Raw genomic sequence first — 21,970 nt, 5'->3', positions numbered from 1 at the left:
ATCAAGGTTTGCTTACGGTCGCCCCGTAGCTTTGGGCTGCCCCAATCTTCTCGAGATCGAGACGCCGGAACACCCGCACCCAAAACATGAAATCACCTGCGCGGCCGTCGAAGCGCGCGCAAATTGCGCACCAGGCCGCAGCGGTTTTCGCGTGTCCTCCATATAATGAGCGGGCGGCACTGCTTGCATCCTCTACATCGGTGTCACTCCAGAAGTCGGGTGCGGCTGCGATGCAGCCGGACGGATTCTCTTCGGAAAAGTCATACATGCGGAAAGCCCCGTTACCGTCCGGGAACAGGTCGCTAAAAATATGCCGGACGTTGATCCCATCCGATGGGCCACGATCACGTGCCGTCCCTGGCAAATAGACCCTTTAGCGTGAAACTCTCTGCGCATACTCAACATTATGTTGCAACAAAAGGAAAAGGCAAGCTATAAAAATACGCGTAAAACGAGCGTGTCCTGGCGATGAGGTGCCAGATGCAGGGCAATAACGGGAGCGGCTAGGCTAGATATGTGGCATTGCAGGGCTGTGGGTGTTGTATCAAAAATATCTGGAAAAATGATATCCGCTGATGGGGGCAGCCAATGAGCGAGCGTTTGGTGATCGTATCCCAGGATGCCGACTATTATTTGATGCTCGCTTACATCTTGAAGGAAGCCGGGTATAGGCCAACACTCGTCGATATTCCGAGCGAAGCCGTGGCGATCGCCGAGGAAGGTGAGGCTGCAGCCATCATCGTCGACTGCCAGCCCGGTTCACAAAGTCTGGCTGATATCGCGACCGGCTTGAAGGAACGAGACCTTGCCAGCGGCGTCACACTCGTCGCGCTGGTTGCCGAAAAAGCTGCATACCTCGACATTTTGAAGGCAAATGTCGATGAGAGCTTTACACGGCCGATGCCGCCGGAGCGGCTGCTTTCATACCTTTACGGTGCGATTGGCAATCCCGGTGATAAAGCAACGAAACGCTTCGTGCCGATGTCTCACGAAATGGCGTTGGACGCGGGCGCCCGGCGTGTCCTCGTCCGGGGTGCACCGGTCGGTCTCAGCCCGATCGAGTTCCGTTTGTTGAGCGCCCTTATGACTGATGCAGGACGGGTGTTCAGCCGCGCCGAACTGATCGGCATCGCCTGGCCGCAGCGAGCATTCGTTGAGCCACGAACTGTCGATGTTCATATCGGACGCCTGCGGCGGGCGTTGAAGCGTGTCCTTGGCCGAGATGTGATCCGCACGGTGCCAAAGGTGGGATATGCGATTGACATCCTCTGAAGCATCTGAATTCCGTCACCTTCACATCTTCACGGAAAATTCCCCAAAACTTGCCGCCTCCTTCGTTGTATGAACAAAAGATTCGCGGTTAGCGTGTGGTGCGTCCAAACCTGGGAGTAAACCATGCAAGAGGCCGTTTCCGGCGCCGGGTCGCCGACCTTATCCTACAGAAACACCGCCAGCCTGGTCCGGCATGCCGGTCCTCACTTTGCCGCAGCCCACCTCGACGGCTTGATGGCACTTTATGTCCAACCAATGGATGGCAGAACGGTAGCGCTGCCCCTATCGGAGGGACGATCGGAGCGCGTCGTCGACTTTGTTCGCTGCTCGTATCTCGGGCTGGACAATCACCCTTCCATCGTCGAGGGAGCATTCGAAACAGTTCGCCGTTACGGGACGCTACACTGGTCCTGCGCACGCACACGGCTCAACTTTGCTATTCTCGGAGACCTCGAGGACGCCCTCTCTGACCTGTTCGAGGCGAGGGTAATCACATACACAACGGTGCTCGCCGCCAATCTGAGCGCGCTTCCGCTGATTGCGTCCGGAGTTCTGACCGGCGGCAAAAAGCCGGTCATGGTCTTCGACCGCCTCGCCCATGCAACGCTCGCCTTCAACAAGCCAGTCGTCGCCGAAGAGTGCGAGGTCCGCACTATCGGTCATAATGATATTCAGGCGCTCGAAGACATTTGCCGTCAGAATGATACCGTCGCTTTCGTTTGTGACGGTGTCTATTCCATGGGCGGATGTGCGCCGATAACAGAATTGCGTGAGCTTCAGGAGCGATACGGGCTCTTCCTTTATATCGATGATGCTCACGGAATTTCGATCTTCGGAGAAAGAGGTGAAGGTTTTGCCCGATCGCAAATGCCGGAGGGCCTTGGCGAGCGCACGATAATTGCAGCGTCGCTCGGCAAGGGCTTCGGGGCTTCAGGCGGGATGCTCATGCTGGGAACGGCGTTCCACGAAGAAATCTTTCGCCGCTTCGCTTTGGCGCATGCCTTTTCCGCCTCGATCAATGTCGCAGCAATTGGTGCCGCCCTCGCATCCCAGGCGATCCATCGCACACCGGAACTCGGCGTGCGGCAACGGGCGCTCGCTGAATACGTTTCCCTTTTCGACGAACTCGTGCCGACCGCACAGGCAGGATCACGACTGCCCATCCGCACGGTTGTCGTCGGTGATGAGCTTGCGGCAATCGGTGCCGCGAGAGTGGTGTTGGACGCCGGCTACTATACATCGGCCATTTTCTTCCCGACTGTCGCCAAGGGAAGGGCAGGACTGCGTATATGCCCGACCGCCAGTCACACGGCAACCGAAGTGCGCGATGTCGCTGCAGCCATCAACCATGCCCTCAGGGCCTAAGGATTGGCATTTGTGCCCCGGGCGCCTCTCGCCCGGGGCGCCTGGTTATCGAATCCAAGCGTTCCAACGCTCAAGCATCATCGCAGCATTTTCATTGATCCATTTGGCATCGGGGACGACGATGTAATCCCTGATGTCCTCGTCGCTTGGCAGTGCCGAACGTGCGGCCGGCGACATCAGCCCGGTCGCATCGCGGCTGGGTGGGGTGCAGAGGAGCTCCTCGCAGACCCTCGCTTGCGTCTCCGGATGATCAAGCCAGTAGCCGATCAGCTTCTCCGCGTTTGCCCGGTCCGGGGCGCCCTTGATGATCGTCAGGCGATCACCGACGAGAAAAGATGCCTGCTTGGACCAGGCGATCTGACGCCCTTCCGCCTTGAGCGTGTTTGCGCGCGTCAACCAGATTTGCCCGATGCTGTAGTCGCCGTTGCGAAAGTCCTGAACGCTCTGATCACCGGTCTTCCACCAGAGCGATATTGCGGGGCGGATCTCATCGAGCTTCCTGAGTGCGCGGTCGACGTCGAGCGGGAAAAGCGTGTCGCGCGGGACGCCATCGGCCAGCAGCGCGGCAGCCATCACGCGCCAGGGGTCATCGAAATTCGGGAACGAGCGGCCGCCTGGAAATCTAGTCTGGTCCCACATATCGGCCCAGCTCGATGGATTTCCCGCCTTGAACGCTGTCGGATCGTAGGCCATGAGCGTTGCGGTCGAAAAAAGCCTGGCGCCCGAACTGGTGCAGGCATCCTCGACAAGGTCTGCCCGAGCGCGAAAGGGCTTGCAAAAGTCGCTCAGGTCTTCAGACGTCAGCCGATGCGTTTCGGCACTCGCCTGGATCTCGCCGTCAGGGTACAGGTCCCACGTTACATTCCCAGTCTTGACCATGGCTGCAGCCTTCGCCCGCATCTCGGCATTTGTCGCTGCGACCGAAACGACCTTGATGCCGGTCGCTTGCGTGAATGGTTCGAACCAGAATTTTCGGAGTGCCGCATCGTAAGCGCCACCGGTCGTCGCAATGACCACCTGCTCCTCCGCTTGCGCCACGCCCAAACTGCCAAGCATAAGGCAAGCAGCAAGCAGGAAAGGCTTCATCTCGGTTCTTCTTTTCATCGCGTGTTCCTATGTGCGGACGAGATGGCCACGTTAGTCCTCCCCGCGGCCGACAAGGAGATGGATGGAGCCCATGAGGACGAGCGATATGGCGACGAGCAGCGTCGAAACCGATGCGATCACCGGGGTAAGGTTGAAGTCGATGTCCTCGAACATTTTGCGGCTGATCGTCTTGCCGCCCGTATCGGAAATAAAGAATGCGACCGTTGCCTCGTCGAATGAGGCCAGAAAGGCAAAGACAGCGGCCGCTGACACCGACGGCGCGATGTTTGGAAGCACAACGTTGAAGAAGGCGCGGGTCCGGCTTGCGCCGCAACTTAATGCGGCAAGTTCAAGTGACGGGTCGAAACGTTCAAGCGCCGCGGAGACGGTGATGATGACGTAGGGAACCGAGAGGACGGTGTGCGCGACCAGGAAGCCAGCAAAATTGCCAGTCAGGCCGAGCGGCGAGAAGATCAGATAAAGAGCAACGCCGAAGACGACATGGGGGACAATCATTGGCCCCAGAGACAAGGCCTGCAGAAGTGGCTTTCCCGGCAGATTGCCGCGAACGAGGCCGATTGCAGCCATTGTTCCGATTACCGTCGAAGCGATTGTTGTCGACAGCGCAATTTTCAAACTGAAAATCGTCGCAGCCCGCCAGTCCGGATCGGAAAGAAATTCGTGATACCAGTGAAGTGTCAGACCCTTCGGCGGAAACTGGATATAGCTGCCATCATTCAGCGAAATCGGGATAACCAACAGCGTCGGCAGAACCAGAAAGAACAGGATCGCGCCGATCAGGAGGCCCCCGACAAGGTGCAAGAGCGCCTTGCCATAAGGTCGATGGCTACCCTTTGCTCGAGGGGCGGTGAACGAAGTGGTAGCTGCGGACTCAGTTGACACTGTTCATTCCTTTGCTGATGGAAAGGGCCTTGCGAAACGCAAGGACAAAGACGAGCGTCGTCGTAAGAAGCACCGTGGCGAGCGCTGCGGCGAATGGCCAGTCAAGCAGGACGAGGGTTTGCTGGCCGATGAGCGCTGCCATCATCAATGCTCCCGGTCCGCCAACGAGTGCCGGCGTGATATAAAAACCAATCGCCAGAATGAAGCACATGACGCACCCGGCGAAAATTCCAGGAAGACTGAGCGGGAAAGTCACACGCAGGAAGGCGTCGATGTGGCCGGCGCCGAGATTGCGGGCGGCCCGCTGGTATTCGGCAGGGATCGTGCGCAGAGCATTGCAGATCGGCAGGATCATGAAGGGCATCAGCACATGTGTCATCGCGACTATGACAGCCCCTTCAGTATAGAGGAGCTTCAGAGGGCTCGTAACGATGCCGGTTTCAATGAAGAGATTATTGACGATGCCGTTTCGCTGCAGAAGCACGATCCAGGCATAGGAACGCACCAGCACTGAGGTCCAGAGCGGCACGAACACTGCCGCCGCAACGATCATTGCAGTCCTGCCCTTGGCCCGCGCCATAAGATAGGCAACCGGGTAGCCAAACAGCAGACTCGCAACAGTGACAATCACGCCCGTCTGCAGCGTGCGAAGCAGAACGTCGAGATAGAGCGGCTCGCTTATTATCCGTTCGTAATATTCGAGCGTGAATTCAGGCGCCATGATGCTCAGAAAGATCAATCGGCCGATCGGATAAACGAAGCCCGCGGCGAGCAGGAGGGTCAGCGGCGCAATGAGAACGAGCGTCAGCGCATGCGAATAGCGGCGGGACGAGTGGGAGAAAAGCCAGCTTGCTGGAGCAATTGGTGCAAGCGCCACATTGTCGGTGGTCATGGTGATCTTACGCCTCAACATCGGCAAAGAGCCGCAGGCCATCCTGTTCGGCAACGACATCCACCGGCGTGCCCTTTACAAACGGTGCTTGCATGCCATCGGCAGGTATCTGCACCTGGAGGATCTCGCGACTTCCAAAGTCAGCGCGAACGAGATGAAGGTCGAAGGAGCCTGCAAAGACGGAAGTTTCGATCCGCCCGGGCAGTGCGTTCTTTCCGCCCGCGCCGCGCGCTGCAAGGCCAAGGCGCTCAGGCCTGAGCGCCAGTCGAACTCGGCCACCGATCCTTGCCGCACCGTCGTAACCGGACACTGCGCTCGGTGTATGAAAGACTACGTCCTCATCCAGCTTGATTGCCTGGCTGCCGGCGGTCTCGCCCAGGAACTCTCCGCGCAGGAAGTTCATCTTGCCGATGAAATCAGCGACGAATGCAGTTTGGGGATTGCGGTAAATGTCTGCCGGGCTTCCGAGTTGTGCGATTTTCCCCTTGGCCATAACCGCGATCCGGTCCGACATGGTCAACGCCTCCTCCTGATCGTGAGTCACATAGATGACCGTCGCCCCGAGGCGCTGCTGCAATTGCTTGATCTCGATCTGCATGGATTCGCGCAGCTTCTTGTCCAGAGCCCCGAGCGGCTCATCCATCAGGAGAACAGGAGGCTCGAAAACTATTGCGCGCGCGACCGCCACTCTTTGTTGCTGCCCCCCGGACAATTCGTGCGGGTATCGTCTGGCGTAGTCGGGGAGCTGGACGAGGTCGAGCGCCCGGTGTACGCGTTCGGCTCGAAGATCCTTGCCAATGCCACGCATCTTCAGGGGAAATGCAATGTTTTCGGCGACGGTCAGATGCGGAAACAAGGCGTAACGCTGAAAGACCATCCCGATATTGCGGCGATCGGGCGATACGGCCGTCACATCGCGCCCGCCAATGACCAGTCGTCCGGCAGACGGGCTCTCAAAACCGGCAATCATCGTCAGTAGCGTCGTCTTGCCCGATCCCGATGGTCCGAGAATCGACAGGAATTCGCCTGCCGGAATGTCCAAGGTGACGTCACTTACGGCAGTCTGGCTGCCGTAAGCTTTCCATATGCGATCGATGAATACAGGCGCACCAATCAAAACGATGTCTCCTCCAGTTTGCGCGCTAGGACACGCGTTGAAAACCTCCCGGCCCGTGCGTGCGGCCGGGGCTGTGGGTACGACGCCGAAAAGATCGGCGGCTTTTGCGGCGGTGCTTTGCGCAGCCGCAACTTTGCGGATGTTCACGATGCCGTTATGCTGTCACATTACGGTAGCGCTTCTCGATTAAGTTATTTTTGTTGCAACAAAATTGTGACATTGTCAACGCATGGGGGTCGAAAATGAATAACAATGCAACCACAGGGGATCCGCCGGCCTCGGACGAGCAGTCCGGACGCCTGAGCGACTTCGCCTATTCATCGATTAAGGAGCAACTCACGCGCGGCGCGTACAAGCCTGGTCACAAGCTGCCGATCCGCTCGGTTGCCGAAATGCTGAAAATCGGCTCGACACCAGCACGCGAGGCGCTCAACAGGCTGGTCTTCGAGGGCGCGCTCGTCATGGCGGGACCCAAGACCGTTATCGTGCCGCATCTTGATCCCGCCGCGCTCTACGAGGTTACGCAGATGCGGCTGGCGCTTGAGGGGTTGGCGACCGAAAAAAGTGCGCTCCGTGCAACCGATGACGTGGTCGACAAGCTGTTGGCGCTGCAGGAAAAAATTACCTTGTCGCTGGATGAGCGGCGCTATTCCGATGCCCTGCACGATAACAAGGAATTCCACTTCACGATCTATCGCCTTTGCGAGATGCCGCACCTTCTTTCGACCATTGAAGCCCTGTGGTTAAGGGTGGGCGCCTCCTTCCACGACCTTTATCCCGAATTTGCCGAAGCAAAGTACGGCGTCCGCAACCACATGGCTGCGATAGAAGGTTTGATGGACAAGGATCCGTCTGCAGTCCGTGCGGCGATGGAAAGCGACATTCGGGATGGCTACCGCCGCTTGAAGAAAGCGGCGCAGGAGCGCCAGAAGCGGCAATAGCGCTGGTCGCAGTATTTTTTTGTTGCAACTTCTTCGGGTTCATGATTTTTGTTACAACAAAATTTGTGAAGGGTCGTGTGGCGACCCGCATTGACCGGAGAGGATCCAGATGTTTCATCCAGACTTATCGCGCAGCGGCCGGATTTTATCCCGGTCGCGGTCAGAACATTTCTTCAAAAGGGGGCGCCAGGTTTTTCCAACTGGAATAACGCGGGTCACGGTGGATCACGAGCCTAGCCCGCTTTACATCGCGCGCGGTGAGGGAGCCTATCTCATCGATGTCGATGGCAACCGGCTCCTCGATCTCAACAATAATTTCACGACGCTGATCCATGGCCACGGTTTCCTTCCCGTTGCCGACGCTGTCGCGGACCTTCTTCATCGCGGCACCTGCTTCTCCAACCCCACCGAGCACGAGATCACCCTTGCCGAGTTGCTGATCGAGCGCATTCCATCGGTCGAACATATTCGCTTCGTCAACAGCGGGACGGAGGCTGTGATGTTTGCGATCAAGGCGGCCCGCGCATTCACCTGCCGGCCGGGCGTTGCGCGCATTGAAGGCGCCTATCACGGCGCTTACGACTGGGCCGAAACGGGGCAGGCGGTATCGCCGGCCATCTGGAACGACCCGCAGCGCTCGCCAGCTGTACCCGCTTATCGTGGCATGCCGCCCGCGGTTGGCGAAGAGGTGACCGTCATCCGTTTCAACGACGTCGAAGACCTTGAGCGTCGCATTGCTTCGGCAGCGCCGTCGCTTGCCTGTATCCTTATCGATCCGATGCCGAGCCGCGCCGGACTGATTGCACCTGAACCGATTTTCCTGGCAGCCGTTGGTGCGATCGCCAGGCAGCATGGCATTCTCGTTGTTGCCGACGAAGTGCTCAACCTTCGACAGTCCTATAGGGGCGCTTCGGCCCGCTACGGTCTGCAGCCCGATCTGATCGCGGCAGGGAAGATCATCGGCGGAGGTTTTCCGATCGGTGCAATTGGTGGGCGCAGGGAGGTCATGCGGGTCTTTGCGAGTGACAGCGGCACGCCGCCGCTTCCGCAAGGCGGCACGTTCTCGGCAAATCCGGTATCGATGGTCGCGGGGCGGGTCGCCATGGAGGCAATGACCGAGGCGGCATTCGCCTCGCTCGAGAGCCTTGGTGACAGCATTCGCGCCGGTCTTCGCAGGGAGATCGCGCGTCGAGGCGCAGCCTTCAGCGTAACAGGTGCCGCATCATTGTTTCGCATTCATCCGAAAAGAAAGGAGCCCACAGATTTCCGTGAAGCTTATCTGGAGCCCACGGAGGCAGAATTGATGGCACGGCTGTCGCGACACTTTCTCAAGTGCGGCATCTTACTGCCCAATGGAGCCGCAGCGTGCCTGTCGACGGCAATGACCAGGGCTGATGGCGATGCGGTCGTCTCCGCCTTCGCAGATTTCCTTTCCTCACTTGATGCAAATCCAACCGAAGCAGGCATGTGATCATGGCCAATGATGTTTTCACCGTCGCCGAACGTATTGCGCATTCTCTCAAGAGATACAACGTCACCCATATTTTTGCTCAGAGCCTGCCTTCTGCGGTGATCCTCGCTGCCGAAGCAATTGGCATCCGTCAGGTCGCCTACCGTCAAGAAAACATGGGAGGGACCATGGCTGACGGCTATGCGCGTCTCTCCGGTAAGGTCGGCGTCGTCGCAGCGCAAAACGGACCCGCCGCAACACTTCTCGTTCCCCCGCTGGCCGAGGCACTTAAGGCCAGCGTACCGATTGTCGCCCTTGTCCAGGACGTTGAACGAGACCAGGCGGATCGCAATGCATTCCAGGAACTCGACCATCTCGCCCTGTTGCAATCCTGCACGAAATGGGTGCGTAAGGTGATCGTTGCGGAACGCATCGACGACTACGTCGACGCTGCCTTTACGGCAGCCGCGTCGGGCCGACCAGGACCGGTCGCGCTACTGCTTCCCGCGGACCTGTTGCGGGAGAAGATTGCGCCGTCAGCATTTCGGCGTGAGGCGGCCCTGGGTCATTGGCCGCTTGATCGTTTGCGTGCGCGCGATAGCGACATCGAGCGCGCAGCTTCGATGATTGCGGCAGCTCAGGCACCCATCATTATCGCCGGGGGCGGCATTCATGCAAGCCGCGCCGCCGGCGAACTCTCGGCGCTACAGGACGAGGCCTCGCTTCCCGTCATCACGACGAACATGGGCAAAGGTGCGGTCGCCGAATTCCATCCCCTGTCGGCTGGGGTTCTCGGTGCACTTGTTGGACCGAAGTCACTAGGACGACATACTGTTGCGCTCGTCGAAGAAGCTGATCTCGTCATTCTGGTCGGGACGCGAACCAATCAGAACGGCACTGACAGTTGGCGGCAAATTCCCCCCGCCACCTCAGTCATCCACGTTGATGTCGATCCAGTCGAAATAGGCCGAACCTACGAGGCGGTCAGGCTGGCTGGGGATGCTGCGGAAACAATCGGCGCGCTCCGCAGGGTGCTCGCTGAATGCGACCTTTCCTACCGAGCATCGAAGCGCGAGGAATTGGAGTCGCGTATTGCTGGGTTCTGGCGCGCATTTGAAGCAGAACGGCAATCAGTTGCGCGGTCGGACGCAAGTCCAATCCGTCCCGAACGGATCATGTTCGAACTGCAACGGATGCTAACGGCTGATACGACCGTCGTCGCTGATGCCAGCTATTCCTCCATGTGGGTTGCCGGCCAGCTGCGGGCACTTTCGCCTGGCATGCGGTTTCTCTCGCCGCGAGGCCTTGCTGGACTTGGGTGGGGCTTGCCGCTTGCGCTCGGAGCCAAAGCCGCAAGACCAGAGACGCCGGTGGTGGCGATCGTGGGAGATGGGGGCTTCGCCCATAGCTGGGCAGAGCTTGAGACCATGGTGCGGAGCAAATTGCCCGTCCTCATCATCGTCTTGAACAATGGCGTGCTCGGCTTCCAGCGTGACGCGGAAACGGTCAAGTTCGGCAGCTTCACCACAGCCTGCAACTTTGCAGACGTCGACCATCAGAAAATTGCCGAAGCCTGTGGCTGCCCGGCGGTACGCATCTTCGATCCCGCGGATCTTCCTAGATACCTCGAGCGGGGTCTATCAGGGGACGGACCCCTGCTGATGGAGATTATGACCGAGCCTGGCGCTCATCCGCCTCTGTCGCTGTTTGCTGCAATGGATGAAGCCGCATGAGCGCCGCAATCCGCACACCTGTTGCGGTCATCAGCGGGGGCACAACGGGGATCGGTCTTGCCACAGCGTTTCGTCTGCTCAAGGCCCGTCATAGAGTGGCTGTCTTCAGTCATGGCGAGGCAAGCGTCGAGGCCGCCGGCGCAGCGCTTGCCGAAGCTTTCGGGTCGGGGCAGTCGCTCGCAAGACAGGTAGATCTCCGCGACCCGGCTGCCATCAAGAATTTCTTCACCGAAGTCGCCTATGTCTTTGGGGCCCCCGAAGTTCTCGTCTGCAACGCCGGGATATCGCCCAAGGGCCCCGACGGACCTCCTGACGTCTCCGACCTTTCCCTGGAAGAGTGGAACGACGTGCTCACTGTCAATTTGACGGGTTCGATGTTGTGCTGCCAGGCCGTTCTGCCTGCGATGAAAAAGAAGGGCTATGGCCGCATCATATTCGTGGGCTCTCTCGCTGGCCGGACGAGACCACGGATCGCCGGAGCGAGTTACGTCGCATCGAAGGCGGCACTTTCAGGGTTATCCCGTGTGCTGGTCTCCCAATATGCTTCATATGGCATAACATCGAATGTCGTGGCGCCGGGTCGCATCCTGACGCCATTGACCGGATCCGCGGAAACAAAGACTAACATCGACGCCCTCACTCGCATTCCGACCGGCCGGCTTGGCGTTCCGGACGATGTTGCTGCCGTAATTGCGTTCCTTGCGTCAGAAGATGCCGGTTTCGTCAATGGAGCCATTATCGATGTGAACGGCGGCGAGTTCGCGCCGAGCTAAGGCCGGCCGCTTATTATAGGGCGCAGAGGCGATCGATATGACTGCTGTCATTCTGGTTTGCTCGCAGGATGCCGAACTTTATCTGCTGCTTGCGCATATTCTGCACGGCGAAGGTTTCGAGGCTCGGCTAGCAGCCACTGAAGACGATGCCGCGGAGGCCTGCACTTCGGCAGCAATTTCCGCAGTCCTCCTGGATTGTGGAAGCTGGCCCAGCGATATTGCGGCGATATGTGCGCTGTCAAAGGAGGCCAGACTTCCCCTCGGCGCTCTCGCCGGAGGAGAGCATGCACAGCACCTTCGATTGATCAAGGCCGGCCTTGAAGATGTCATCGCGCGGCCTTTGTCGCCAGCGAAGCTCATTGCCTTTTTGGATAGCGTAAGGCCGCGGCCGGAGCCCACGATATCTTCAAGTTTTGTCATTCCTGCCGATTTGGTCGTCGAAGATCACGCGGTCGTCGTCGCAGGGAAGAGAATTAACCTTGCGCCCATGGAGGCGCGCATCCTCAAGTTTCTGGTGGAAAGGCAAGGAGAGATCAGCACCCGTGAGCAACTCATTGAGGCCGTATGGCCTAACCCACGGTATGTGGGCCGTCGGGCCGTCGACGTGCATATTGGCCGGCTGCGAAGAGCGCTCGCAGAACTTCGGAATGTGCGGGTCCGCACAGCCTACGGCGCAGGCTACGCCGTTGAGTTTCACGAAGCGTGAATGATTGTATGGCCATCATCATGTGAGCATATAGATTGCGATGGTCCTGGACGGACGGGATCTGAATGCGTCAAAATGGACTGCCAAAGACGCCGCTTTACAGGTCTAAGTGAGGTCTGACCGGGCATCGGTCGACGAGGCGCCATATTGCCTGAGCTTATCCAAATGCTCGGAGCAGACGATCTTCACAAGCTCGAGCAACAAAGCCGTTTGCTCTGCCAGCCAGTCAAGTGCCTCCTCGTTGATTTCGAAATACTTGGAATAACGCGCCTTCACATATGCCTCGTTCAGCGTGTTAAACCAGGCGCGCTCGCGATGCTGATCTCGAGGAAAGGCTTCGGCAAGGCGCCGGTCCTGTTCTTCGGCAAGCGACCGGAGGAATTTGATGTTGTGGGAAGGCTGGCTGTAGTTAGTTAGCGTCAGCAGCACGCAGGAGTAGGCCTGCTCGAGCGATTGGTGAAGACTAAATGCAGCCCAATTTCCCCACGCATCACCAGTCTTCGCTGATTTGCCAAGTTGGAATTTCGCTGTTTCGAGAATAGCCGTTGCTTCGTTGAACCGTTGGTCAAAGTGCTCCTTCGCGACCCGATATCGTTCGGTCGCCGGGAGCGGCTTCGGTTCAGCAAGCGGCTCATCATCAAGTTCATAGAGAACGATACCTTCCTTGCGAATGTCGGAGAAGAAGTACTGTCCCTCCTTGAGATAGTTGTTCACCTCTCGCCTGGAGTGGACGATGAAGCTTACCGGCGTATCGATCGACTTGTCGTGGATCAGGCGGTCGGCAGCCTTGTACCAATATTCAGCGAACTCGCAGAGCTTCCGGTTGTTGACGATGATTAGCAGATCGAAGTCCGAGCGATAACCCTTCATCGTGAAGGGCTCATCAACCCAGCCGCCCCTGGCGTAGGAGCCGAACAAGATGATCTTCAAAATGCGCCCGCGCTTCTTGAACTCCGCTGTGCCGTCCTTCAGGGCGTCGTCGAATTCCTCGTGGAGGATTTCCAGCACGCGGCCAATCTCGCGTTGTTTACGAAGCGGAATATGATCGAGGGACAATTTCATGCACCATCGATAGGTGAAAGATCTCGCACCGTCCACCCGCAGTTTTAACGGTTGCGATAGCGTCGATGATAATCTTCGGTCACGATTACTTAGACGTCAACGCCAAGATAGACTGCTGGCGGTCGACCGCCCCAGTCGCCTTCTGTGTCAGCAGACGCCGGCGGCATTGTGAGCGCGCGATCGTGTCTCAGGCCTCCTCCTAGTGATCGAAAATACCGTCATCTGATCCAGGGTTCGTCATCTCGTTTTCGAGACAGCATCAGGTACCGTAACGCCTTCCAGTATTGGCTTTGACTTTCCACTATTTTGTACGGTAATTGCGGACAAATATTGCTCAGCGTAAAGCACAGGGCCGTTCCTGTCGGTTTTGGCGTTAGTTTTCCCGCGTCCGTAGAACTTTGTACAACTATGCCGCGCGTCAGAAAACGGTCAGTTGCAAGCGTGTTTTATGGATCGAATAGCGACCCGCCAGACTCGAAACGTCATCCTGGACGAGCAACGGAGCGTCCGCATAGACAAACGCGCGCCAGGGGGCTCCTGTGGCGGAAATGCCGGAAAAGCAGCGGCTTCGGAGATGGCCGTGGGACCGAGAGCCTGCTGAACGGTGCGGAAACTCAATTCAGGAAATGACGACTGGCCGTTTGCGCGGAGGCAGCCGTCGAAGTCTGCTTGGGAATTCCTGTCAACCCGGCCGAAATCTGCTGGAAAGCCCGGAAAACCAGGCATTTCCGCTCATCCAGGGTGACCGAGATTCTGATTTTCGCGGTTAAATCAATAACCATCGATAAGCGATACCTATCGATAGTAAGATGACGCAGAGATCGGCGTCTGAATGACGGAAACTTCAGTTTGCTTCGAAAATGATGCGGTAAATCACATGGTTAACGGATAGTGAACTCGATGAAGCGCCACGCCACACGGGAGGTTTCCCTCCCGCTTCAGACAGATCCCTAAAACACGAGGTCCAGCGTGGGAATCGAAGTTGTGATTATGAGGGTTTACACGCGTGTATCGTTGATGTGCATGCTATGCTAATCCAGTGGGGAATGGTCGAGGCTGATTCGAAAAATTGAGCGAGATAGCTATTGCGCCACTGAGGAAGAAAACCCTCAACGGCGACCTTTATGTGCGCGACGCGAGGATAGAGGAGTTGCTGGCAGAGTTGTCTAGCTTGCCACGCAACCAACTAGTTGAACGCGTTAAGATCTCCAACAAAGCTGATCCAAAGTATGTGCCAAGCGAGTGTCTTGTCTATTTCGTTCGCGCGACCCGCGGTGACAATCGCGAAGATTGGTTCGAACGTCTTTACCGCATTCTGCTAGAACGAGTGCTGCGTTCCCTCCCCAGGCCTGAAAGTCGCGACGGCAAATCCACTTCGCTGGCACGCGAGGCCGTCCGCGAAAAGGTTCTTGGGCGCTTTGCCGAGCTTCTCTCCGCGGACCGGGAGGAGTACATAGAAAAGCTTGATTACTTTGAGGTTCGCTTCGACGGCGCATTGGCCAATCTCCGGAGGGATGCCCAGGAGAAGGTCTGGCGCGACGAGAATCGCTCGAAACCGCTCGAATACGACGCGGAGAGCGGGGAGCTCTCTGCCGAGGTGGAGGAGGCAGCCGGCGTCTACGACCCGTTCGACAAGTCCGATTTAGACGACCCGACTTACCGGTCGCGCCTGGAGGCGGCGATTAATGCGTTGCCACCAGAACAAAGCAGGATCATTCACATGCTACGAGAAGGCTTCCCCATCGATTCGAAAGAGCCGGGCGTCATGACGATCGCGACGGCGCTCGGCCGCTCGGAAAAGACCATAAGAACATATCGCGACAAGGCCTACGCAGCCTTGCGCGCGGCCATGTGCGACGGAGGGGACCGGTGAGCCCCGCCGTCGGCCGCCCGTTGCGCGAGGACGTGCTCGACGCATTCTCGGTTGAGCCTCATCCTGACCGTCAGACGCTGGAGCGCTACCTGCGTGCTTACCCGGAATACGCCGAAGATTTGATTGACCTCTCGCGGGAGCTGAACCGCGATCTTTGCGAAGACGAGACTCCGTTGTCTGTCGAGGATCGGGCGCTTATAGACGCGGCTTGGCGCCAGTATGCCGAGGCAGCGCCCAAAGCCATCGCCGACCCTTTCGCGGCGCTGTCGACGGACGGTCTACGTGAGCTCGCTCATCGACTGGATGTGCCCCGACAGGTCGTGGCCGCCTTCAGAGAACGCCGCGTCATTCTCGCTACGGTACCTCGACCCTTCCTTGCGCGTTTGGCGCAAGTGGTGAATAGCTCCATCGACAACCTGGAGGCGCTCTGGTCGCAGCTCGCATCGACGCCAGCACCGGCACGAAGCTATAAGGCAGATTCGAAACCGATCCCTGTTGAACCGGTGAGCTTCGAACGACTGCTCATCGACGCGCGCGTCCCGGAGGAGAAGCGCGCCAAGCTCATGATGGACGCGGACTAATATGGACGGTGTGGAGCTCGCTAGACAGATCGCGGCCGAGCTCCACGCCAATGCCGTCGCCAATGGCGTCAGCCCCTGGGATCCGTATGCTTTCGCCGTGGCCGAGGCACGCCGCCGCGGCCTAGATGTGGAGCCGACGGCAGCGGGCGCTGCGTTGCTGGACGGGGGACGAGCGACCTTTCTGCCGAAGGACCGCCTCATTCTGCACGAGAATGTCGGTTCGCCGTTCGAGCAGGCATTCCTTGTTGCTCACGAAATCGGTCATGTCGAGCTCGGCGATGATCCGGAGGGCGAGCCGGCGCGGGAAATCGATCTCGCCCGGCCAGCTGAGCCTTCACCGGTCGGGCTCGATCGCGTCGTCGACTACGGCCGGCGCCAGCGACGCGAAGTCCAAATGGATTTGTTCGCGCGCGAGTTCTTGCTCCCTAGGCCGGTCGTCCGGGCGCTTCATGTCGATCAGGGCCACACAGCGTCCGATATCGCAACAAAGCTCGGCGCTCCGTTCGACGTGGTCGCGCAGCAGCTCCTTGATGCGCTGTTGTTACCACCTGTCTCCCCGGCATCCGCAGAAGCGCGTCCCGAGGTGCCTCTGAACGATCTTCAGGCAGCGGCCGCCGGGCATCGCGGCGAGCCTTACCTCTTAGAGGCTGGCCCCGGAACCGGCAAGACGCAGACCTTAACGGCGCGCGTAGAGGGCCTGCTTGAGGAGGGGGTGGACCCGAGGCGCATCCTTCTCCTGACGTTTTCCAACAAGGCTGCCGGCGAGATGGCGGAGCGGATCGCGCGCAAGCGCAAAGACGCTGCTGCCGCCATGTGGATTGGCACTTTTCATGCTTTCGGCCTAGACCTTATCAGGCGCTTTCATGTCGAGCTGGGGCTGCCGAAGGATCCTCGGATGATGGATCGCACCGAGGCAGTCGAACTGCTCGAAAATGAGTTCCCGCGCCTCGGCCTGACCCACTATCGCAACGTCTACGATCCCACCCAGATCATCGCCGATATGTTGGGCGCTATCTCTCGGGCCAAGGACGAGGTGGTGGATGCGGCGGAGTATGCTCGTTTGGCCAACGCGATGAAGCCCGGCGAAGCGGCGGAGCGTGCCTCCGAAGTCGCCCGCGTTTACGCCGCGTACGAGGAACTGAAGCGCCAGGCGCACTGCGTCGACTTCGGGGACCTCGTATCGCTGCCCGTGCAACTCCTTGAACGGGACGCCGCGATCCGCGCCCACCTTGAGGCTCAATATGACCACGTGATTGTCGACGAGTATCAGGACGTGAACCGGAGCAGCGTCCGCTTGCTCGCGGCCCTGAAACCCGACGGGCGCAACCTTTGGGTCGTTGGCGACGCGAAGCAGTCGATCTACCGCTTCCGCGGCGCGTCGTCGTTCAACATGGCGCGCTTCGGTAACGAGGATTTTCCCGGCGGCAAGCGGGGACGCCTAAAGCGGAACTATCGCTCGGTCGAGGAAGTCGTTGAGGCGTTCTCTGCGTTTGCGGTCGGGATGCGCGCCGGCGATGCCGCCAGTGGGCTCGAGTCAGATCGCGGCGCCAGCGGCACGCGATCGGAGCTACGCGCCGTAAGGCGAGCAGAGGAGCAGACGGTGGTCTTGACCGACGCCATCGAGGAGATGCGGCGGGCGGGGCACGGCTATCGAGAACAGGCTGTGTTGTGCACTGGCAATGAGAAGCTTTCGACGCTTGGACAAGACCTCGAACGTCTTGGCATCCCGGTCCTCTTCTTGGGCAGCCTTTTCGAGCGGCCGGAGGTGAAAGACCTTCTATCATTACTCTCTGTTCTTGTGGATCGGAGAGCGATGGGGCTGGTGCGCATCGGCTGCTGGCCCGACTTTGCCATGACCGTCGGCGACGTGGCGGCGGTCATCGAATACCTACGTGCATCGGACCCGGATCCGGGTTCTTGGCTGCAGAACATTGATGCGATTCCCGGCTTGAGCGAGGCTGGACGAACGGCGATGAAGGCGCTTGCCGCGGCGCTTGCTGGCTTCGGCAGGACCTCGTCGCCCTGGGCGATTGTTGCAACCGTCCTGCTTGACCGTACTCGGATCGCCGCTCGGATCGGCACGTCCGAGAATTTGGCTGACCGGACCCGCGCGATCGCCATATGGCAGTTCCTTAACTTTGTTCGCGCGCAGCCGGCTGGACAGGGGTTGCCGATCTCTCGGCTGCTTGATCGAGTCCGTCGTTTGGTCCGCCTCGGCGACGATCGCGATCTTCGTCAGCTTCCGGCCGCGGCTCAGGGTCTCGACGCGGTCCGGCTTATGACCATTCATGGAGCCAAAGGGCTTGAGTTCGAAGTCGTACATATCCCGAGCATGAACGCTACAATCCCGCGCACTCCGCCTCCGCCGCGTTGCCCGGCGCCGGATGGTATGATCGAGGGCGCGGAGGGCAGCGCGGTCGACGTCTTCTACGCCGGACAAGCGGAAGAGCAGGAGTGCCTGTTCTATGTTGCGCTCTCGCGCTCCAGAGATCGGCTATTCCTTTACGCGCCGACTGAAAAGAGCAACGGCCATAGCCGGCCGGTCTCGCCATTTCTTGCACGGCTTGGCGCGTCGCTGGCACGCACGTCCCCGGTCCCGAGCCGGGACCTGCCGGCTGCACCGGAGGACGCGGACGTGCCACTGATAGTCGAGGGGGTGCTGCGGTTCAGTTCCTCGCAGATCGCCTTGTACGAGACCTGTCCGCGCCGCTTCTTCTACACCCATGTCCTGCAGGTCGGCGGGCGGCGAACGACGACTGCCTTTATGCAGCTACACGATGCTGTGCGCACTGTCATGGAGGCGATCATCGTCGAGCGGGCGGCCGTGACCGATGAAGATTTGCGCGAACGGATCGTGGCGGCGCTCGTGGCCTCCGGCCTCGGCGACCATGGTTACCGAGAGGAGTTTACGGCGCTCGCGTTTGCAATGTTGAGATATTTCGCGAGCAGCCGCGACGGTTGCACCGTGGAGGAACCGGTCGCGTTGAGTTTGAAGTTTGGCGACGAAGAGATCATCGTGCGGCCGGACGATGTCCTGGTGCGGCCCAATGGATCCCGCGCCCTGCGCCGGATTCGCACCGGGTACCTCAGATCTGCGGAGAGCAAGGACGTGGGGGCCGCGGCGTTCATGCTGGCGGCTCGCCAAGCGTTCCCGGGCGCGGAGGCAGAGCTAGTGCATTTGTCCGATTGCGCGTCGCGACCGATCCCGCTTTCGGACAGGGAACTCCGTACGCGGCGAGACAAACTCGCCGGTTTCCTCAGGGACATCCGCGCCGGACGCTTCCCTGCGAAGGTTTCGTCCTTCACCTGTCCCGCTTGCCCCGCCTTCTTCATCTGCGGCCCGACGCCCGAGGGCGCGCTGCAAAAAAAGTTCGCCTGACCGTACCGGTCGGCGAAGGTCGCACCGATTGGACCCTTAGAGCCGGGGCATGGTCCCGGAGAGACATAAGGATCCAATCTGATGAACACTGAAGAACTTCTCGAATACGACGATCTCGGCGACGCCCTGCGCGAAGGCCGGGCTCTGCGTCCGGCGCGCGGCTATCGCATCCGCTTCGCGCAGGGCGACCTCAACTTTACCCCCCTCGCGGTCAGTGACCCCGTGCCGCTTGGGCGGCAGATTCTCGAAGCAGCTGGGCTCGATCCCCACGACGGCTACAGCCTTTTCGGAATCCTGCCGTCAGCCGAGTTCGAGGATCTGCGCCTCGACGAGCCGTTCGACCTGCACGAGCGCGGCGCCGAGCGGTTTGTCGCATTCCAAAGCGATCGCGACTTCAAGCTGACGCTGAATGACAGGCAGATCGCGTGGGGCAAGCCCGTCATCAGCGGCGCGGCGCTCTACAAGCTCGTTGAACCTGGCGAGGACGAGGGCGTCTTCCTGGAAGTGCGTGGCGGTGAGGACCGGCTGATCGAGTCGGGCGAGCTCATCGACCTCGACGCGCCGGGCATCGAGCGGTTCATCACCGCGCCGAAGGGGCCGCTGACCTACGAGATCATCGTCAATGCGCGCCCCCGCACGGTGAACGAACGCCGGGTCACCTTCGAACAGATCGTTCAGCTTGCCTTTCCAGGCCCTCATGCGCCAAACGTCGAGTTCTCGATGACCTACCGCCACGCAGCTTCGAAGCCCCACGCCGGCGAACTCGCTGCCGGCGGGTCCGTCGAAGTCAAGAAGAAGGGAACGATTTTCAATGTCACCCGCACCGTTCAGTCGTAGTGCCGACCTCAAGCGCCTCCGCGACGAAGGATATTTTGTGCAGATCCAGGGCGGATTTCTGGTGATGCGCGAGGTGCCTTACGTCGATAGGCAGAAGCAGGTGCGGACCGGAACGCTCATCTCCAGCCTCACCATGGCCGGGGATGAGACCCGCACGCCCGACACCCACGTCGTCTACTTCGATGGCGAGTATCCCTGTCGGGCCGATGGCACGCCGATCCAGGGCATCTCCCACCAGACCAATACGATGATCAACCTGGGTCACGGCCTGACTGCGCGGCACGCCTTTTCCAGCAAGCCGGAGACGGGCTATACGGACTACCACCACAAGATGACGAGCTACGCGGGTATCCTGTCGGGACCCGCTGCCGTGCTGAGGTCCGACGCCACGCCGAGAGTGTTCCGCGCGCCAGAGGACGAGGAAGACAGCGTCTTCAACTATACGGAGACGGCCTCCGATCGCGTCGGCATCGGCGCGCTGACCGAGCGACTGGAAGGTGAGCGGGTCGCGATTATCGGGCTCGGTGGCACCGGATCCTACGTCCTGGACTTTGTTGCCAAGACGCCGGTTCGCGAGATCCGCCTGTTTGATGGGGACGAGTTTCTCCAGCACAACGCGTTCCGCTCCCCGGGCGCGGCGTCATTGGATGAACTGCGCGAGGCTCCGAAGAAAGTCGACTATCTCAAGCGCATCTACGCCCGGATGCATCGAGGCATTGTCGCGCATGCGGTGGCGCTGGAAGCCAGCAACATGCATCTCCTTGATGGCGTCACCTTCGCCTTTATTTGTCTTGACGACGGTGAGGCGAAGCGCGTCATTGTCGAGAAGCTGGAGGCGATTGGCGCTTCCTTCGTTGACGTAGGCATGGGGCTCGAGCTCGACGAGGGATCGCTCGGCGGCATCTTGCGGGTGACCGCCAGCACTCCCGCGAAGCGGGATCACGTGCATCAAGGCCGAATCTCCTTCGCGGGCGGCGGGGCCAACGACATCTACTCCTCAAACATCCAAGTCGCAGATCTGAATGCGCTGAACGCAGTGCTCGCGGTCGTGAAGTGGAAGAAAATTCGCGGCTTTTACCGCGACCTCGAGCGGGAGTACCACAGCACCTACACCACGGACGGCAACATGCTCCTCAACGGAGATCTCGAGTGATGCGGCACAAGCGCTTAGAACACCGCTTCGTCGAGCACATTCCGGAGATCCTTGGGCCTGGCGTCCTCTACGTCTCCATGGAGTACGCTACAGCTGTCCATAGCTGCTGCTGCGGCTGCGGCGAGGAGGTTGTAACGCCCTTCACGCCGACGGATTGGAAGATGACCTTCGATGGCGAGGCGATCTCTCTCAAACCATCTGTGGGCAATTGGAATTTGGCTTGCCGTTCCCACTACGTGATAGATCGCGGTCAGGTTATCGAGGCTGACCCTTGGACGGATGAGCAGGTCGAGGCCGAGCGCCGCCGAGATAAGGCTGCGAAAGCGCGATACTATGGCGCGACAACTGTGGAACGGCCGCCTGCGGCGGCGGTGACGTCAACGGCCGCTCGGCCCAAGGTCGGCTTCTGGCGACGAGCAGTGCGCTGGCTTGGCGGGGGACGTTGATGGTGAAATGCGATCGCGGCCTCCAGGCGAAGTGGCAAGCCCGAATTAAGATGAACTCTCAAGTCCGCAAGCTGCAGGCGTGCGAGACCAGCACGACAGGATTCACAGAGAAGGGGATTTGATGATGGCTAAGAATACAGGAGATGGGTACCGCCGCGGCGCTGTAACGGGCAGAACCCAGTTTCAGCGCCCGGATGGGATGTACCAGAAACGAGATGAGCGCACCCGGCTATTTATGGAGGTCAAGCAGACGCCGGGCAAGTTTAAGGGTGTGGCCAAGGAGCCTGACGGCCGCGACACAGAGAATTCATGACCATCGTGCGGGTTTGCCGCGTCAAAGCTGCTTTGGACCAGCGTCGCGCCAGCTCCGTCGCCGACGCTCCAATAATAAAGAGTGGGCG

19 protein-coding genes are annotated in these 21,970 nt (G+C 59.5%); 13 read left to right on the top strand and 6 right to left on the bottom strand.

Features of this window, described 5'->3' with window-relative positions; genetic code table 11:
• Position 1: 1 nt before the first annotated feature.
• Entirely contained in the window at positions 2-268 is a 267-nt protein-coding gene (locus FHT70_RS27000) for a hypothetical protein (protein WP_183706059.1), read from the bottom strand.
• 320 nt (positions 269-588) lie between these two features.
• On the opposite strand from FHT70_RS27000, the gene FHT70_RS26995 reads away from it, so the two are divergent.
• A complete protein-coding gene (locus FHT70_RS26995) occupies positions 589-1,272 on the top strand; it encodes a winged-helix domain-containing protein (protein ID WP_183706057.1) in 684 nt (227 codons plus the stop codon).
• 123 nt (positions 1,273-1,395) lie between these two features.
• Positions 1,396-2,637 carry an aminotransferase class I/II-fold pyridoxal phosphate-dependent enzyme gene (locus FHT70_RS26990; RefSeq protein ID WP_183706055.1) on the top strand — a complete coding sequence of 414 codons (1,242 nt, stop codon included), beginning with the start codon at positions 1,396-1,398 and terminating at the stop codon, positions 2,635-2,637.
• Positions 2,638-2,682: 45 nt separating this feature from the next.
• On the opposite strand, the gene FHT70_RS26985 is transcribed toward FHT70_RS26990, so the two are convergent.
• The 4 genes from FHT70_RS26985 to FHT70_RS26970 form a co-directional block, all read right to left on the bottom strand.
• Positions 2,683-3,741: an extracellular solute-binding protein gene (locus FHT70_RS26985; protein ID WP_183706054.1), complete on the bottom strand. Its 1,059-nt coding sequence runs from the start codon at positions 3,739-3,741 to the stop codon at positions 2,683-2,685.
• A 33-nt stretch (positions 3,742-3,774) separates the two neighbouring features.
• Positions 3,775-4,545, bottom strand: a complete 771-nt coding sequence (locus FHT70_RS26980; protein ID WP_183706094.1) for an ABC transporter permease — start codon at positions 4,543-4,545, stop codon at positions 3,775-3,777.
• A 70-nt stretch (positions 4,546-4,615) separates the two neighbouring features.
• On the bottom strand, positions 4,616-5,518 hold the full coding sequence (locus tag FHT70_RS26975) for an ABC transporter permease (protein WP_183706052.1): 903 nt from the start codon (positions 5,516-5,518) through the stop codon (positions 4,616-4,618).
• A gap of 7 nt (positions 5,519-5,525) precedes the next feature.
• Positions 5,526-6,635 (bottom strand): ABC transporter ATP-binding protein, encoded by a 1,110-nt coding sequence (locus FHT70_RS26970; RefSeq protein ID WP_183706092.1) that lies wholly within the window; start codon positions 6,633-6,635, stop codon positions 5,526-5,528.
• A gap of 242 nt (positions 6,636-6,877) precedes the next feature.
• Here FHT70_RS26970 and FHT70_RS26965 point away from each other — a divergent pair, with 242 nt between their 5' ends.
• The 5 genes from FHT70_RS26965 to FHT70_RS26945 all read left to right on the top strand — a co-directional run bounded on the left by FHT70_RS26965 (position 6,878) and on the right by FHT70_RS26945 (position 12,238).
• Entirely contained in the window at positions 6,878-7,576 is a 699-nt protein-coding gene (locus FHT70_RS26965; RefSeq protein WP_183706090.1) for a GntR family transcriptional regulator, read from the top strand.
• A gap of 109 nt (positions 7,577-7,685) precedes the next feature.
• Positions 7,686-9,047 (top strand): aspartate aminotransferase family protein, encoded by a 1,362-nt coding sequence (locus FHT70_RS26960; RefSeq protein WP_183706050.1) that lies wholly within the window; start codon positions 7,686-7,688, stop codon positions 9,045-9,047.
• Between the two features lie 2 nt (positions 9,048-9,049).
• Positions 9,050-10,759: an acetolactate synthase catalytic subunit gene (locus tag FHT70_RS26955; protein ID WP_183706048.1), complete on the top strand. Its 1,710-nt coding sequence runs from the start codon at positions 9,050-9,052 to the stop codon at positions 10,757-10,759.
• Positions 10,756-11,532 carry a 3-oxoacyl-ACP reductase FabG gene (gene fabG / locus FHT70_RS26950; protein WP_183706046.1) on the top strand — a complete coding sequence of 259 codons (777 nt, stop codon included), beginning with the start codon at positions 10,756-10,758 and terminating at the stop codon, positions 11,530-11,532. Before FHT70_RS26955 ends, fabG begins: the two co-directional genes overlap by 4 nt.
• A 37-nt stretch (positions 11,533-11,569) precedes the next feature.
• On the top strand, positions 11,570-12,238 hold the full coding sequence (locus FHT70_RS26945) for a response regulator transcription factor (protein WP_183706044.1): 669 nt from the start codon (positions 11,570-11,572) through the stop codon (positions 12,236-12,238).
• 105 nt (positions 12,239-12,343) lie between these two features.
• Here FHT70_RS26945 and FHT70_RS26940 read toward each other — a convergent pair whose 3' ends face one another.
• Complete coding sequence (locus tag FHT70_RS26940) at positions 12,344-13,300, bottom strand: nucleotidyltransferase and HEPN domain-containing protein (protein ID WP_183706042.1); 957 nt, start codon at positions 13,298-13,300, stop codon at positions 12,344-12,346.
• A gap of 1,069 nt (positions 13,301-14,369) precedes the next feature.
• Here FHT70_RS26940 and FHT70_RS26935 point away from each other — a divergent pair.
• The 6 genes from FHT70_RS26935 to FHT70_RS26910 all read left to right on the top strand — a co-directional run bounded on the left by FHT70_RS26935 (position 14,370) and on the right by FHT70_RS26910 (position 21,569).
• Positions 14,370-15,173, top strand: coding sequence for a response regulator transcription factor (locus FHT70_RS26935; RefSeq protein WP_183706040.1), 804 nt, complete (start codon positions 14,370-14,372; stop codon positions 15,171-15,173).
• Positions 15,170-15,754: a hypothetical protein gene (locus tag FHT70_RS26930; RefSeq protein WP_183706038.1), complete on the top strand. Its 585-nt coding sequence runs from the start codon at positions 15,170-15,172 to the stop codon at positions 15,752-15,754. Before FHT70_RS26935 ends, FHT70_RS26930 begins: the two co-directional genes overlap by 4 nt.
• Position 15,755: 1 nt before the next feature.
• Positions 15,756-19,133: a UvrD-helicase domain-containing protein gene (locus tag FHT70_RS26925; protein WP_183706036.1), complete on the top strand. Its 3,378-nt coding sequence runs from the start codon at positions 15,756-15,758 to the stop codon at positions 19,131-19,133.
• Between the two features lie 81 nt (positions 19,134-19,214).
• Positions 19,215-19,970: a multiubiquitin domain-containing protein gene (locus FHT70_RS26920; RefSeq protein ID WP_183706034.1), complete on the top strand. Its 756-nt coding sequence runs from the start codon at positions 19,215-19,217 to the stop codon at positions 19,968-19,970.
• Positions 19,945-21,123 carry a ThiF family adenylyltransferase gene (locus FHT70_RS26915; RefSeq protein ID WP_183706032.1) on the top strand — a complete coding sequence of 393 codons (1,179 nt, stop codon included), beginning with the start codon at positions 19,945-19,947 and terminating at the stop codon, positions 21,121-21,123. The genes FHT70_RS26920 and FHT70_RS26915 overlap by 26 nt, the downstream gene beginning before the upstream one ends.
• The gene (locus FHT70_RS26910; RefSeq protein ID WP_348649569.1) at positions 21,120-21,569 is read left to right on the top strand and encodes a DUF6527 family protein; all 450 of its coding nucleotides are present in this window, start codon (positions 21,120-21,122) and stop codon (positions 21,567-21,569) included. The genes FHT70_RS26915 and FHT70_RS26910 overlap by 4 nt, the downstream gene beginning before the upstream one ends.
• The last annotated feature ends 401 nt before the right edge of the window (positions 21,570-21,970 follow it).

The sequence above is a fragment of the Rhizobium sp. BK049 genome (genome assembly GCF_014193135.1).
GTDB lineage: Bacteria > Pseudomonadota > Alphaproteobacteria > Rhizobiales > Rhizobiaceae > Rhizobium.
The sequence above is the reverse complement of the archived record's forward strand: the minus strand, read 5'-3'. Positions and strand labels throughout refer to the sequence as shown.

Coding starts and splice junctions, on each gene's coding strand:
- FHT70_RS27000 (WP_183706059.1), bottom strand. CDS start 268: ATGTATGACTTTTCCGAAGAGAATCCGTCCGGCTGCATCGCAGCCGCA.
- FHT70_RS26925 (WP_183706036.1), top strand. CDS start 15,756: ATGGACGGTGTGGAGCTCGCTAGACAGATCGCGGCCGAGCTCCACGCC.
- FHT70_RS26940 (WP_183706042.1), bottom strand. CDS start 13,300: ATGAAATTGTCCCTCGATCATATTCCGCTTCGTAAACAACGCGAGATT.
- FHT70_RS26955 (WP_183706048.1), top strand. CDS start 9,050: ATGGCCAATGATGTTTTCACCGTCGCCGAACGTATTGCGCATTCTCTC.
- FHT70_RS26995 (WP_183706057.1), top strand. CDS start 589: ATGAGCGAGCGTTTGGTGATCGTATCCCAGGATGCCGACTATTATTTG.
- FHT70_RS26920 (WP_183706034.1), top strand. CDS start 19,215: ATGAACACTGAAGAACTTCTCGAATACGACGATCTCGGCGACGCCCTG.
- FHT70_RS26985 (WP_183706054.1), bottom strand. CDS start 3,741: ATGAAAAGAAGAACCGAGATGAAGCCTTTCCTGCTTGCTGCTTGCCTT.
- fabG (WP_183706046.1), top strand. CDS start 10,756: ATGAGCGCCGCAATCCGCACACCTGTTGCGGTCATCAGCGGGGGCACA.
- FHT70_RS26945 (WP_183706044.1), top strand. CDS start 11,570: ATGACTGCTGTCATTCTGGTTTGCTCGCAGGATGCCGAACTTTATCTG.
- FHT70_RS26965 (WP_183706090.1), top strand. CDS start 6,878: ATGAATAACAATGCAACCACAGGGGATCCGCCGGCCTCGGACGAGCAG.
- FHT70_RS26975 (WP_183706052.1), bottom strand. CDS start 5,518: ATGACCACCGACAATGTGGCGCTTGCACCAATTGCTCCAGCAAGCTGG.
- FHT70_RS26960 (WP_183706050.1), top strand. CDS start 7,686: ATGTTTCATCCAGACTTATCGCGCAGCGGCCGGATTTTATCCCGGTCG.
- FHT70_RS26990 (WP_183706055.1), top strand. CDS start 1,396: ATGCAAGAGGCCGTTTCCGGCGCCGGGTCGCCGACCTTATCCTACAGA.
- FHT70_RS26915 (WP_183706032.1), top strand. CDS start 19,945: ATGTCACCCGCACCGTTCAGTCGTAGTGCCGACCTCAAGCGCCTCCGC.